The sequence below is a fragment of the Streptomyces sp. NPDC047042 genome (assembly GCF_040644035.1).
In the GTDB taxonomy this organism is placed as follows: Bacteria; Actinomycetota; Actinomycetes; order Streptomycetales; family Streptomycetaceae; genus Streptomyces.
Window position 1 is genome coordinate 18,865 of record NZ_JBEYVP010000069.1, and the last position, 14,115, is coordinate 32,979.

9 protein-coding genes and 3 pseudogenes are annotated in these 14,115 nt (G+C 65.4%); 8 read left to right on the forward strand and 4 right to left on the reverse strand.

All coding sequences use genetic code 11. The annotated features are described in order from the left end of the window. Both fxsT and ABZ855_RS45940 read left to right on the forward strand, forming a co-directional pair. Positions 1-3,294 (forward strand): FxSxx-COOH system tetratricopeptide repeat protein, encoded by a 3,294-nt coding sequence (gene fxsT, locus ABZ855_RS45935; RefSeq protein WP_360819243.1) that lies wholly within the window; start codon positions 1-3, stop codon positions 3,292-3,294. A gap of 30 nt (positions 3,295-3,324) precedes the next feature. Further along, positions 3,325-3,720 (forward strand): hypothetical protein, encoded by a 396-nt coding sequence (locus tag ABZ855_RS45940; RefSeq protein ID WP_360819245.1) that lies wholly within the window; start codon positions 3,325-3,327, stop codon positions 3,718-3,720. A gap of 185 nt (positions 3,721-3,905) precedes the next feature. On the opposite strand, the gene ABZ855_RS45945 is transcribed toward ABZ855_RS45940, so the two are convergent. Continuing rightward, positions 3,906-4,181 carry a hypothetical protein gene (locus ABZ855_RS45945; protein ID WP_360819248.1) on the reverse strand — a complete coding sequence of 92 codons (276 nt, stop codon included), beginning with the start codon at positions 4,179-4,181 and terminating at the stop codon, positions 3,906-3,908. A gap of 536 nt (positions 4,182-4,717) precedes the next feature. On the opposite strand from ABZ855_RS45945, the pseudogene ABZ855_RS45950 reads away from it, so the two are divergent. Next, positions 4,718-5,201, forward strand: a pseudogene (locus ABZ855_RS45950) (lamin tail domain-containing protein). A 124-nt stretch (positions 5,202-5,325) separates the two neighbouring features. On the opposite strand, the pseudogene ABZ855_RS45955 reads toward ABZ855_RS45950, so the two are convergent. From ABZ855_RS45955 to ABZ855_RS45965, 3 genes and pseudogenes are all read right to left on the reverse strand, one after another. After that, positions 5,326-5,525 (reverse strand): annotated as a pseudogene (locus tag ABZ855_RS45955) (IS630 family transposase); the annotation flags it as partial. Positions 5,526-5,621: 96 nt separating this feature from the next. Then, on the reverse strand, positions 5,622-6,821 hold the full coding sequence (locus ABZ855_RS45960; protein WP_360819251.1) for a gamma-glutamyltransferase: 1,200 nt from the start codon (positions 6,819-6,821) through the stop codon (positions 5,622-5,624). Positions 6,822-7,456: 635 nt separating this feature from the next. Further along, positions 7,457-7,639 (reverse strand): hypothetical protein, encoded by a 183-nt coding sequence (locus ABZ855_RS45965; protein ID WP_360819254.1) that lies wholly within the window; start codon positions 7,637-7,639, stop codon positions 7,457-7,459. Between the two features lie 131 nt (positions 7,640-7,770). Here ABZ855_RS45965 and ABZ855_RS45970 point away from each other — a divergent pair, with 131 nt between their 5' ends. The 5 genes and pseudogenes from ABZ855_RS45970 to ABZ855_RS45990 all read left to right on the forward strand — a co-directional run bounded on the left by ABZ855_RS45970 (position 7,771) and on the right by ABZ855_RS45990 (position 13,433). Then, positions 7,771-8,097 (forward strand): hypothetical protein, encoded by a 327-nt coding sequence (locus ABZ855_RS45970; RefSeq protein WP_360819257.1) that lies wholly within the window; start codon positions 7,771-7,773, stop codon positions 8,095-8,097. A 108-nt stretch (positions 8,098-8,205) separates the two neighbouring features. Then, positions 8,206-10,953 (forward strand): serine/threonine-protein kinase, encoded by a 2,748-nt coding sequence (locus tag ABZ855_RS45975; RefSeq protein WP_360819260.1) that lies wholly within the window; start codon positions 8,206-8,208, stop codon positions 10,951-10,953. A gap of 134 nt (positions 10,954-11,087) precedes the next feature. Next, positions 11,088-12,026 carry a hypothetical protein gene (locus ABZ855_RS45980; RefSeq protein ID WP_360819263.1) on the forward strand — a complete coding sequence of 313 codons (939 nt, stop codon included), beginning with the start codon at positions 11,088-11,090 and terminating at the stop codon, positions 12,024-12,026. After that, positions 12,023-12,262 carry a hypothetical protein gene (locus tag ABZ855_RS45985; RefSeq protein ID WP_360819266.1) on the forward strand — a complete coding sequence of 80 codons (240 nt, stop codon included), beginning with the start codon at positions 12,023-12,025 and terminating at the stop codon, positions 12,260-12,262. Before ABZ855_RS45980 ends, ABZ855_RS45985 begins: the two co-directional genes overlap by 4 nt. Before the next feature lie 424 nt (positions 12,263-12,686). Then, positions 12,687-13,433: pseudogene (locus ABZ855_RS45990) on the forward strand (transposase family protein). The last annotated feature ends 682 nt before the right edge of the window (positions 13,434-14,115 follow it).

Consider the following 14,115-nt stretch of genomic DNA (forward strand, 5'->3'; position numbering starts at 1 on the left):
ATGGAGGATGCTCGGCAGGGCGAAATCGTCACCTTTTACTCGTATAAGGGTGGTACTGGCCGGACCATGGCGCTAGCTAATATCGCCTGGATTTTGGCAAGTAGCGGGCGATCTGTACTCGCCGTTGACTGGGACCTGGAAGCTCCCGGTCTACACCGCTACTTTCACCCTTTCCTAATTGACAAGGAACTGAGGGCCACGTCCGGGGTTCTTGACATCTTTTGGGACTTCTCCCTCGCGGCCATGGATCCGCGAGGGGAAAACTCTCCGACTTGGTACCAGCCCTATGCGGACGTCTTGCAGCACGCAGTATCCCTGCGTAGGGACTTTCCTGGTGGGGGAAACATTGACTTGCTCGGCGCCGGTAAACAGAACAAGTCGTTCGGTGCACGGGTGAACTCTTTCGACTGGCATGCTTTCTATAATCGGCTGGATGGTGGCGCCTTTATTGAAGCCCTGAAAACCAATATGCGCCAGTCATACGACTACATTCTGATCGACAGTCGAACTGGCCTTAGCGACACTTCTGGCATTTGCACGATCCAGATGCCGGATACTCTGGTCGCTTGCTTCACCATGAGTAGCCAGAGCATCGCCGGCTGCGCGTCCGTCGCAGAGTCGGCAGTACGGAAACGCCGGAACGAGAACCCTCTTCGTGTACTGCCCGTGCCCATGCGAGTGGAAGGCGGCGAGACAGACCGGCTTGAGGAGAGCAGAGATTACGCACGGTGGTCCTTCAGGAAAACGCTTCAATTCTTTCCTTTGCCGGAGCGAGAAGCATACTGGGGAGACGTCGAAGTCCCTTACAAGAGTCTCTACGCGTATGAGGAAATGCTCGCACCGATCGGCGACCGTCCGCATCAGGAGGATACTGTCCTCGCAGCGTGCGAGCGGCTTACGGCTCACCTCACACGAGGAGCTGTTACTGAATGTGTGGCCATGGAAGAGGCCGCGCGGCGCAGGCTACGGCGAGCATACCGCGCCCGCCCAAACAGACGTATGGAATACGACTTCTGCATGAGCTACGCCGCTGCGGACCGGGCTTGGGGTGAATGGATCGCCGCAGCTTTGACCGCGGCCGGAATGAAGGTGTTCCTGGACCCGGATGAAAACTCTGACGCTGACTGGTCCTACGAGTATCGTGCGGCCATGCAACGCAGTGCCAGGATGTTGGTCCTGCTCTCGCCGCATTACCTACAGGCCGAACGAAATCTGAAATCCGAGATGGCATTTGCCGGGATGTTGGAGGCCGACGAGTCACTGAAGCGCATTATTCCCATTAAAGTATCGCAGTTCGACTCACCAGATCTGCCGCAGGATTTGATGGCCATCGATGTGGCAGGACTGGAGGAGGACGAAGCCCGGGACCGGCTCATCCAGGCACTGGGCGCCGTTGTCGGTCGGGTGAACGGTCGCTCGTCAACAACGGGTAACCTTCCACAGCAAGTCCGGTACCCCTATGCGAAGCCTGCAGTGTGGGAGGTCCCGCGGCGCCCGCAGGACTTCGTGGGAAGGGATAGTGAGCTCCTTTTCCTGTGGCGGCAGTTCCGCGAACCGAGCGCCACCGTGGTAGTGACTGGTATGCCAGGTGTCGGGAAGACGGCATTGGCGCTTGAATACGCCTACCGATATCGGGGCGAGTATGACTCCGTGCGGTACGGCGGGCCTGATGAATTGCTCGGAGCAAGCCAACTGCGGGAGGGGTATCGACGCTCGCTCCTAATCGTGGACGACGTGGACCACGACGAGAACCTGCTCCAAACCCCATTTCACGGCCACGTGATCAAAATTTCGCGCAGCAGGACTTCCACTTCGAAGGCGCCCTCGTTGCCACTTGAGGTGCTGCCAAGTCGGGATGCCATCACTCTGCTGAAGCGGCGTCTCCCAAGCATCACAACGAAAGACGCCGGAATTATCTCCTCTAGACTCGGCAATCTGCCACTTGCACTGCAGATTGCCGTCGGCCAGCTGAGCCGGTCAGGCGCCAGCGTAAGCGACTACCTGACCCTTCTCGACCACCAGTTGGATCAGACTCTGTTGCGCTCGAGCGGTGACTTCGGACGGTCGCTGTCTCACACGGTGGAGCAGGACTTGAGCCGACTCCAGAAACGCGACCCGGCAGCCGGGCACCTCCTGCGTTTGCTCTGCCTGGTTGCATCCGACCCAGTTCCCATTGTGCTCATCCGCAAGGCACCGGAGGCCTTCACTCCTCCCCTGCGCACGATCGCAGGCAGTTCTACAAGCCTCGACACGACGGTGACCACGTTGGTCCGTGCAGGCCTCGTCGAGTATGACGCCCAGGCGCTGAGAACCCACCCAGTACTAGCCGCAGCCGTTCGATCCACCATGACCCAAAGGGAGCAGGATGAGCTTGCTGGCGAATTGATGCGGATGCTAGTCGCCAATGACCCTGGCGACCCCAGTCAGCCTGAGCACTGGACGGTGTACCGGGCGCTTATGCCACTGGCTACCAGGATCGCTTGGCCGACGGACGCTAGTTTCCGGGAACTGCTGCTCCGACTTTGTTGGTTTCAACTCTCCACCGGCAACCCCCTTACGGCCAGGGACCTCGCAGACCGGGTGTCCAGGCAGTTCGACGCCCAGCTGGGGAATCTTCATGAAGACAGCCTTGCAGCTCGTCACGTCACGGCGCTATGCGACCTGGAACTCGGCGACGCCGAACGGGCAACGCACGGTTGGGAGTGGCTTGTGGCGTCCCGCCGACAGCTCCTTGGTGAAGACCATCCAGTGACCCTGGCCTCGCTGAACAATCTGGCGGCGGCGCTGGCAGCTCAGAGCAGATGGACGGACGCCATCCGCCTCCATCAGTCCATCGTCGAAACAAGGGAACAGTCACTAGGACTCGACCATCCTGACACTCTGCTCTCAGCGGGCAACCTGGCGTCCTGTCACTACGGTGCCGGGCACTATCAAGAGGCCCTTGAGCTCGAGAGTTCCGTGTTCGCCAGACGCACGGAATTGCTGGGTGTCGATCACCCCGCGACACTAGCGTCGATGGAGAACCTTGCGGTGGTCTGTCTCAAGACGGGACGCGCGGAGGAATCCGTGACGCTGCTCCAAAGAGCATTGAGGTATCGCCAGGTGTCTATGGGAGGCAACCATCCAGACACGCTGCGTTGCGCCGTCGCCCTGGCACATGCTTTGCGGCCCACTGATCCCATGCATGCCCGGGATCTGGCGCGGGCGATTGTCGACGATCTCCGGGAAGTGCTAGGTACCGATCACCATCTCACTCAGGACATCATTGGCATGGCAGAGGAGCAGGATCGATGAACCCAGGCCTTACGCAGAGAGGCGGCAACCATGGGCTCCGTTGAAGAGGCACTTGCTTCCGCAGCTGGACGTGCTCTGGTTTCTGCCATGGCCTCTGGCGTCTGGTATGCCTTGAGGGACACCATGGCCGAACTGCTCGGTCGTCGAGATCGGGCACGCGTCACACAGGTGACCAAGTCGCTCGAAGCGTCACGGGAAGCCGTCGCAACCGGGGCGGCGAGCAGGGAAACGGTAGCTACGCGCTGGCAGGGGCGGCTGGAAGCCCTCATAGAGGAAGACCCCGATGCGGCAGTGGCACTGCGTTCGATCATTGATCGCACTGGTGGAGACATTGCATTCCAGCCCGTGTCCGAACGAGAGAGTTACACCTCTGGAAGAACCCAGGTCCTGCAACACAACTACGGCGGAGCAACGATCGTGGCATGAGCAGCAGGCCCCTGATGCGAGGGATTGGTAATTTTTCCGTTCCGCACCTGCGAGTGGTGGGTGATGTCTCAGCGCTCCTACCAGGGGTCGCTAGAGGGGCAGCCCGGGCAAGAAGGCGCCCTATTACGGCGGCGACTTCGCCGGAAGTCAAGGGCCGAACGGCGGACACCGTCCCTCGCCGGCTCTCAGGATCCCGGGCGGGAAATGTGCTTGAGCTGGTCAATGGCGTCTCGGTTTTCGGGCCGCGGCGGGACGCCGGCGGCAGTGAGCGCAGCGTGGAGGGCCAGGCGGCGCTGGTCGCGGGGGGCGATGAGGATGCTGAGGCGCTCGGCGGGGTTGGGCGGCGGCGGCAGGCAGTCCGTGTCCTGCCCGGCGGCCGGCGGCCAGGCGCTTTCCGCAAGGTCGGCGGCGTAGGGGTCGACGAAGGTGTGCGGCGTGTGGTGGTCAAGGGTGATGCTCACGTCGGTCTCCTTCAGCAGCGGGTGCATGTGCAGGGGTAGAGCCCGAGATGGCCGTGTGTGTGGTTGCGGTTGCGCCGCGATGTCACGCCGACGGCGTCTTTGGCGGCTCATCGTCTTCTCCGACCAGCACAACTGCAGGTCGGCCGCGTGTGATCAGCCGCCCGTAGGTACCGGTAGGGGTGCAGAGTCCGAGCGGCTGTTGCGCACTTTCAGGTGAGGGACGTGCAGGCGGTGGGGTGGCGTGTCCTGGCGGTCGCGGCGGGCGGCCAAGCCCCGTTCGGGGTATTTGCGTGGCTGGCCGTCAACTTTGTTCATTCGCGCCATGAATGGATGTTGCAGACAAGAGTCGCAGCAAAGCGGGCGAACAGTAACGGAGCGCCCGTATCGGGTTCACAGCCTCCATGGCGCGACCATGGTGTGGGTGTGCGGCCGACCGGCCGCCACCCGCACACCGCACCAACCCGTCTCCCACGGCCCGAGGGCCGGGAACCGGGCGGGTGCCCGTACAGCCTGGGGGCTTTCTGTCTTCTTCCACGATGACTGCCCGTCGTCTGTCCGCTGCCGCGTTGGCGGCCGCACGATTGTCGGAGCGGTGGCGCTGCCGGCGTCGGCCGCCGACCACGCCCGGCCCGACTGGCCGAAGGTGGAGATCAGCGCGGTCCAGTACGACTCGCCGGCCGGGACGACCGCTCGCGGCGCTCGCTGAACAAGGAGTGGGTGGAGCTCACCAACACCAGCCGCCGCACGGTCAACCTCGACGGCTGGACCCTGGAGGACGAGGACGGCCACACCTACACCTTCGACCACTACAGCCTGGAGGGCCGCGCCACCGTCCGCATCCACACCGGTGATGGCCGCGACACCGACACCGACCTGTACATGGACCGCCGAAACTACGTGTGGGACAATTACTCCAACACAGCCACCCTGCGCAATGACCACGGCCGCTTCATCGACGACGCCTCCTGGGGCGGACACCGACACGGCGGCGACCGCCACGGTGGTGGCCACCACCAGTGACCTTCCCGATCCTGCGGCACAAGGTGATGCCGCAGGATGAGGGACGGGGTCCCGGTCGGCACACCCGGCCGGGGTCATCAGCCTTGCTCCGGTCGGCCCTGGGGCCCATCCGCCGGTTCAGGCGTGCGGACAGGTTGTCGAGGATCACGTAGATCGGGGCGCCGCCCGGGCGGGCCGCGCGGAGCGACCGCAGTGCCGCCCAGGTGTGGTCGATGCCCTTGCGGAGGCGGACAACTTCCCAGAGCCGGTCGTCGCCGACCGAGTAGCAGCCGCGAAGTAGGTGATGCCGTGGGTGCGTTGGTAGGTTGCCGGCAGTCGGTCCGGATCGACCTGGTAGGACATCGGCCAGACCGGCACACTCCTTGAGTCCCCCAGAGGCCATCGGCAGGCCTGACAGATCCTGGTTGACGACGAACAAGATCAGGCGGTGCGGCCCGCCGTGGAGAGAACGGGGTCGGTCGGCTCGAGGGCCAGGTAACTTTCTGCCGTGGCGGCTTCGAGGAGCAGGGGCTTGTCGGGGTCGTCCACGCGTACGGGAAGATGTGGGCCCGTGAGCGAGCTGTCCTCCGGGTCTTCCGCTGTCAGCCGGAAGGCCGTGGTCACCGCCTCACGAACGCGCGTCCGATAGCTCTGCTCCTGCCCGTAGTGGGCTTGGCGAGCCCGGCGCGCGTACTGCTCGCGAGCCTCGTCCTGGTCCTGTTTGAAGCTGGGGTCGTTCAGACGGGGGCCGTCGGCGAAGGCCACGGTGTCGGGCATGTCGGTCTGCTGGAGGTGCAGGGCCGCACACGCTGCGTAGAGGCGGCGGGACAGACCGAAGTGGATGCCGGTGCCGGGGATGCGTGCGGCGATGAATGCGGTGGCATCCATGTACGACGCTAGGCTTCCCTCGGTGTCCACCTGCTGTGCGTGCAGCCGACGGCGCAGATCTGTGGTGGATTCGTCGTGTTCCAGCAGTGTCAGGGAACCGGTACGGTGACGCCCGCGCTCCGTCCGGTCGCGGCGCATCGGGACGACGCGCCGCTGCTCCACGGGCCCGTAGGCCAAGGCCTGGTACGTCAGGAGCTGCTGCCGGGTGACGGCCATCAGAGCCTCGGGGGCCTCGGCGACGTAATCTTCCTCGTCGCCTTGCGGACTGCCGGCCGGGGAGGCACCGGTCTGCGGCCCGCCGTGGGGATGAGCCGTATGCAGGGCCAGGAACAGGTGGTCCTGTTCCCACTTGCCCGGCTTATTGCTGGGCAGCGACGTGCCGCAGAGGACCTGCCGGTGTGCCATGCCGGGTATGAGGGCGCTGCCACCGTCCAACTGGACTCTTCCGTTCTTCAGCACACCTGCGCCGAGTGCACGGGCTGCCTTCGCCTCGATCAGCCAGGGCAGGCCGGCGGCGTGGTGGCTGCCCCACAGGTCGGGCAGTTTGGCGGCCGGGTCGGTGAAACCGGGCAGGCCGCCCGGACCCCCGGCTTCGAGATGCCAGGTGCTGCCCAGGCCGGCCATCCCGGCGCAGAGCCAGTGCGCCATCGTCATGCCCAAGTGGTAGCCGAAGGCGGAGTGGGCGCTGCGCTCACTGCCGTACTGGTAGAGGGCGTTCACGAAGAGTCTGCGGCTGGCCGCGGGCGCGGGCACGTCCTTGAGCCTGGAGGTAGGCCTGAAGGGGGGGTGGTACGGGAGATGAGCTCGTTGACGGCGAGCCAGGGGGTGCGGCGCAGCCACGGAGTCAGGTCGCGGCCGACGCCCTTGGCCGCGAGGAGGACCTGCCGCCAGGTCGTGGTCGCCAGGTAGGTCCCGTATGAAGGCATGTCAGTAACCCCCGGCCACGGCTGGGTGGCACCCCTCCACAGAGCTTCAGGGGGACGCCGCAGCGAGCCGAAGTCGCGCACGACGACGGGTATGTCCAGGACGTCGGTCGGGCTGAAGGCGAAGTAGGCCGCGTCGTGAGGGGGCTGCATGATCACGCCGACAGCCTGCCATGGGGCACGGACATCAGTCGCAGCTTTGGCCGAGCGGTCGGTGAGGAGAGCGAGCACCGTCTGTCGGATTCGTGACCTGCGTCAAGAGGTGAGACGCCTGTGCACACGGGATCCGGCGCCGTGCTCCAACGCCCGGTACTGCGCGAGCACTTCGACAAGGCGAGCTGTTTCCCGGCATACGCTGGCCAGGCAGAACTACGCTGGCACGGTGACCCTCTCGGCTCCCCAGATTGCCCAGCTGCCCGCCGATCCCTCGTTGATCAGCCTCGTGTACCACCACGAACACCCTGTTCAGGCGTGCGAGTTCGAGAACACGCTGGAGGTGTGGACGGTGTCCGCCCGGATCGACGCGGTCGTCCTGGCGGAGGTGCTGGCCGCCTCCAGCGACATGGACCAGGACGTCCTGGACGCGGTCCAGGACGTCACGGTGGCCGCATGTCGTTCGTGCGAGTGCGGATGTTCGGCCCGGACCATCCATGGGAGGCGATGGACACATACACCGGCGACGTCTCCCGCATCGGCGAGGTCGTCCTGGACGTCGCCGACGGCCAATGGGACCGGCCTTCGAGGCCGCACTCGCACACCCCGTCGGTGACCTGCTCGTCATGGACCGCGTCATCCTGGAACCACCGTGGCGCGGCCTGGGCCTGGGCCCGGTACTGGCAGGCGCCGCCATCCGCCGCCTCTCCCAGGACTGTGTCGCCGTGGCGTGCGAGCCCGGATTGGCCGACGGCCGCGAGATGACCGAAGAACAGCATCACGAAGCCGCCGCCAAACTGAGCCGCGTATGGGAGCGGATCGGCTTCGAACCCTTCCAGGACGGCGTAAACATCCTGGACTGTCACCTGCAACGGCCCCAGGATTTCCTTGCCGAACGCCAGCAGGAGTTCACCGCACTGTGCCGCGCCTGGCAGGAGCACCACCACCAGTAAGGCTCACGAGTTAAACGCGGCACGTCAGCCCAGGAGCTGCGATCTATCGCGGCGGCCTGGGGGCCGTCCGAATGGACCACGCTCGGGATGTGAGGGGGGATCGGCACGGTGGAGCAGGAACGTGAGCTGCTGGTCGAGTACGGCCTGTGGCGAAGGAACAGGGCCTCAGCCGAGGATGAATTCCAGCAGCTGGTCGACATCGTGGTGGCGCTGTTGTCGCGATCTGTTTCGGTGGACTCCATGCATCGGATCAAGCTCGGTCCGAGGGGTGGGGTGGCCCTGGCTTATGAGTTCGAAGGCCGGGACTTCATCCTCGCCTTTGCCGGACGTCAAAGACCATTTTGGCGCGTGCTTGAGCAGGCGCTGGAAACAGCTGATGGCGCCTCGTTTGCAGTGTTGTGGTGGAACACTGAGCTGCAGCCAAGGGACTCCAAACTCATCGCCGGGATTCGCGGCAAGGGCACGGTCCTCGACCGAAATCATTTGGAAGCGGCGGTCGCTGGGTTGTTGCCGCTGGCCGACCTGGTGCGCGCGGCCCTGCGCCGACGGCAGCCGCAGGTGCCGCTGGCCGAGTTGGTCGCCGTCAGCGTCCAGGAGCCGCAGCAGCCGGTCCTGATGCCGCCAGCCCGCCGGACGTCCCCTCTGCAGGTGGAAATCAATACCGGGACGGGGACAACGGCCGAGGTACTGCTCGTCGGACGGGCTCAGTCCGAAAGGCCCACCGGTCTGACCCTTCTGCCTGACGAGCGCGTGCTGGTCACCTGCTCCGACGGGCTGCTGGAGGTGGACCCGAGCAGTGGTCAGGCTCACTGGCGTCTACTCCTTTCCGGATGCCATGGCGATGCTCTGATCCGTCAGGACGGTTCCGTCCTGGTCATGTGCGGCTCGGCTCTGGTGTGCTGGCACGAGGGCCGCCTGTGGGCGATCGCCGGAGCGTTCGAAGACGGGGCGGTGCTACTGTCCGGCCCGGACGACGAAGCCTGGGTACTGTCTGGCTGCGGCGCCACCTTCGGCGTGGAGGAAGGGACTCTTGCGCTGACCCGTGCCCGGGATACGGTCGGCGACCAGCTGCGCTACCCCATCGCCTTCAACGCCGCTGTGCTCTCGGCCCTCTGGCTGGACGGCCGCCGGTTCTTCCTCGCCGCGCAGGGGCACAGCGCAGTGGTGGATCTGGCGCGCTCGACAGACGCCGGGCAGCGCGAGGACTGGATCGAGACTCCCGTGCACTACCCGGCACACGTGCTCCGCGCTGGCATCGGCAGCGTGCTGATCGCCTCGCCCGACCGAAACGAAGGCGGTGTCGCCGTACACCGCACCGACGTCCTGAGCCGCAGGAGCGAGCGGCTTGTACAAATGCGGCTCGCAGAGGTCTTCGGTCTTGCCCAGGCTTCTGACAGCGGGCCCGCCTATCTGCTTACATCGCTGCCCTCGAACGACGTCGAAAACCCCGCCCTGGTCCTGGTACGCATCGTCGGCCACCTCGCCACGGATCTCCCCTCCTCACCTAAGCCCGCATCCCTGCTGGCGGTTCGCCGCTACCACGTGGTGAGCGACTCGGCGCGCGGCGAGCGAGGGGACTACAGCCTGGGCCCGCGCCCCTTGGCCCCGCCTGGCGGCCAGGGGGAGGTCTTCCCCGCCACCCACAGATCCTCGGGCACGGTCGTTGCCTTCAAACGACGCAAGGGCTTGTTCAAGCAGCGAGGCATTCGCCGCATGCATCGCGAAGTGGAGATCGCCCAGCGGCTGGGCGCCAACCCCCACGTCATGCCGGTACTCGACTTCGATCCCGGCAACGAGTGGTTCGTCATGCCAAAAGCCGAGGACAACGTCGAGGACAGACGTATCGAGCTGCAGGAGCCAAGCCAGTTGCGGGCCATGGTGGAGGCCGTTGCCGCCGGCCTGGCCGACGCGCATCAGCTTGACTGGATCCACCGAGATATCAAGCCTGGCAACATCCTGCTTCTGGACGGGCTATGGGTGGTCGCGGACTGGGGGATCGCACGCCGCCCCCGCGGACAGACGAGCACTGCTGGCCTTCTAACCACCACAGGCATCGGCACCGGAGGCTTCGCAGCGCCGGAACAGTTCATCAACGGCCACGAAGTGACTCCTGCCAGTGACATCTACAGCCTCGGCCAGCTCATCGGCTGGATCGTCACCGGCACATGGCCCCAGACGAACATGCCCCTTCTTCCCCCGCCGGGACCGTGGTACGGCGTTGTACGCCAGGCCACACAACTCGATCCCGTTCGCCGGCCCCAGGACATGGCGGCCTTCCTCGACCTGGTCGATCGTGAGACGGGTACCAGAAGCGAACTGCCCATTGTGCGCGCCCAGCGCCTTCTGGAGGCGGCCGACAAACAGAGGGACCCCGGTGCGGCCGCTCAACTGCTCGCTCTCGCCGCCGATCAGCCCGGCTCCGACGAGCTGTACCTGGACGTGATCACCAGGCTGAAGGTGACAACTGCCCGGAAGGCATTGCTCGACAACCCCGCGCAGGCGGCCGTCGTGGTCCAGGCGCTGACCGAACATGCCGCGGCCGACGACTGGCCCAGCAGAGAGGAAGCCGACCGAGCCGTGCGGTGGCTGCTCGAAGTCGCCCGCCTGGCAGCTCGCGAGAAGCAGTGGGCGCTGCTCGACACGGCCGTCCAGGGCATGTGTGACTGGGACGGCCGCTTCGACCGATGGAAACCGCAGGACGAAATCAAGGACTGGATGCGCGAGCTCACAGGGCAGGCCGCGAGCATTGTTGCCTCCGCGCTGCGCGCCCAACCAGACGGAGCACGGCATCTTCATGAGCTGGCGGACGACCGTCGAGTCGATCAGGCCATCCGAAGCGCCGTCTACAGGCCCTGAGCGGCCTGTTCAGGTGCCATCGATCAATCACGTCGCATGTGATGCGGATCACAGGAGGATTCCGGGTGTGCGTGGTCGGATCGGGCCCGTGCCGGGACTGGGAGGAGAAGCATTTTCCCGATAAGGAGACGTGCATGGCCGACAAGGATCTGACCCCCAGTTACACCATGGTCGAGGATGACGGCTCAGTTCACACCGACCTGGCGGAGCGGATCAGCCAGTTCAACTGGGACCCGGGTACCGGCGGGATGGTCATGGCTCTGTTCCCGGTCGACTGGACCGGGAACGACGGTGACCTCGTGACCCTCCGGGCAGACGGCAGCATCGCCCTCGACAGGGACGGCATGTTCGAACTGCCGGAGCCGTTTGACCGTGCCGTTCCTCCCACAATGATCACCACCACCACCGGCATGGCGGCACTCAAGCCTGACCATCCGGCCAACCAGACCATCGAGTCCTCGTTCCGGGCTCTGAACATCCCGGTCCCCACGGTGATCCAGGCGCTGAGCGCCCGCGAGGCCGCACTTGGCGGCGACGGATCCGCGATTCACTCCTTCACGTCGGACGTGCTGGGGATGTGGAGCGGCTGGAACGAGCCGGTATCCACCGCCCTGCTCGGCAACTGGGCGGACCCTCTCTACAGCCAAGGTCGCCTGACCCCTGATGACTTGAACAGGCTGAGGTCAGAAGCCCGCGTCATCCATCGGCAGCTCCAGCCGGTCTGGCACCGCAAGGTCAACCGGTCACGGCTGCTGCTGCTCGACACCCCGCTCGGCGACGGGCTGACCCTGTACGACCTGGTCGCCGGAGAGGCCGCTGACGCCGGAGTCGATACCTGCTTCGAGGACCCGCGCCTAATCGAGATCCTGAACGCCCTCTCGCCGGACGAGCTAAAGGTGACCCTCGCCCTCGCCAGCCCCGGGGTGACCAACTGGCCCGAAGCGGCCATGGCCGCTGGTGCCGCCGAGCCCAAGCTCCAGGGCGAGCGGGTCCGCCGGAAGGTGAAGCGTCTCGCAGGCCTCATCACCGGCGGCTCTCTGGAAGTCGAGGCGATCACGGAGAACGGCCGATGAGCGCCCGCAATTCGGTCTCAGCCCGCCCGGCCCGGCGTGGGGAGGTGGTGGTGCGGATCGCCCTGCCGAGCATTCCGTCCTCCACCGCGCTGCTCGGCACCGGCAGCGTCAGCGTGGGCCTGGTCCACGGCACCATCCCGGCAGCATCCCCGCTTGTGTGGCCGCTCGTGGTCCTCGCCCTTGGTGCGATGGCGTACGACGTCGGTCTCCGTGCCCTGCGCTGCCGCGCCGGCTGACTGCCCACGCCCCAAGGGGACCGGTGTGACTTAGCGCAGGCCGCACTGAGACCCAGCGCCGGCAGTCAATACGGATGCTGCACGGCGGCGGATCACCTGGCCCGTCGTTGTGCAGCATGTCAGTGCTGTTCGACGGCGAGCCCCCTTGGCCTTGCACCGGACCAATTGAGCTTCTTCACAAGAGCCACCGATCGCCTGACGTTCCCACAGCAGCTCTGCCCAGCAAGGGCAGCAACTGGCCTGCTTGGCGGCGTCGTCAACCCGCTCGCCAACCTCACCCGTCGGAGGGGCGGCTGAAGAAGCTCAGTGAGCTTTTTCAGAGTGGCCACTGTTCGGGTGACCAGCCGGCGTCCCGCAACGCACGAAGCTCCTGTGCCGTTGAGAGAGGTGTTCGACGTCTCAACTCATCAGCGCAGGAGCTTCGTTGGTTCCCTATCCTGCCTCACTCGACCTGCCTCATGCCCTGGTCGAGTGGGTAACCATGCTCATCGTCACCCGTGAGGGTGACCGCCGCTGCAAGCTCCTGCCGCACCAGCGTGCTCTCGTCGCCCTGATCTACCTCCGCCGATACGACCCGCTCACGCAGATCGCCGCCGGCTTCCGCATATCCGTCGGCACCGCCCACGCCTACGTCACCGCCGTCGTCGGCCACCTCGCCCGCCGGGCGCCCGGCCTACTGCGGGTCCTGCGGGAAGCCGATCCCGATCACGTCCTGCTCGACGGAACTCTTGCCGAGTGCGACCGGGTCGGCGACAGCCGGGACGACTTCTCCCAGAAGCACCGCCGCCACGGGGTGAACGTGCAGGTCATCGCTGATCCCGCGGGCAACCTGCTGTGGATCTCGCCCGCCCTGCCCGGCCGCACCCACGACCTGACCGCAGCCCGCACCCACGTCATCATCCGGATCTGCGAACGCCAAGGTGTGCCCGTCCTCGCCGACCGTGCCTACATCGGTGCCGGCTCCTGGGTGACCACACCAATCAGACGCCTTCCGCACCAGGACCACCGCGACCCAGCGAACGATCAACCGGGCTCTGTCGGCGGCACGAGCACCCGTTGAACGAAGCGTCGCGAGACTAAGTCCTGGCGCATCTTCCACAGAGCTCGCTGCAGTCCCAACCGGATGACCACTATCGCCGCCGCCATCCTCACCCTGGAGAGGCAACGCTGAAAGAGCTCCGTGATCGGCAGAACTCCGGGTAGCCAACCGCAATTTGATGAACTTGAGAGGTACAGGAACCGGAACCTGCCGCACCTCTATTCAGCCAGGCCAGGTGAGGATCCCTCGCAGTCTGCCTGGACCAGAGATGGTCCCGGGCCGAGACGTGGCTGGTGGACGCCGGGACCGTGGCCCGCAGGTTTCGCGCGATTGCCGTGCTGCGTGGTGGACCGTATTTGAGAGGGTCTGCAGGGAGCAGCCCTGATCTGCGGTTTGGGCGACCGTGGCGAGAACTGCCGTGGGCTCACCACGCTGTTCTGGATGCATATCTAGCCCTACGGCGAGGTGAGGCTGAATATGACCAGCCGCCCCTTCAGCTCTCCGCCCCGCTGACCCCGGCCGCAGGCTGACCCGCCTTTCGTGCGATGGGCAGGCGAACCCAAAAACCCCTCTCGACCGTCCCCAACGTCATCGCATTCACGCTGTTCAGCGTCGCTTCCGGCGCACTCCGGTTGGCCTCCTACAGGCGATGGCCGATCCGCAACTCGGCACGGACCTGGTCTACCAGCGCTTTCTCCCGTTGCGAGAACACCTCGTTCAACCTCGATTCTTCAGCGGGTTTCGGTCGCTGATCAGTGCGGCTGTTCGCCCGTAATGTCCTCCGCCGTTGGAGGACGGGCCGTCGCGTGACGCC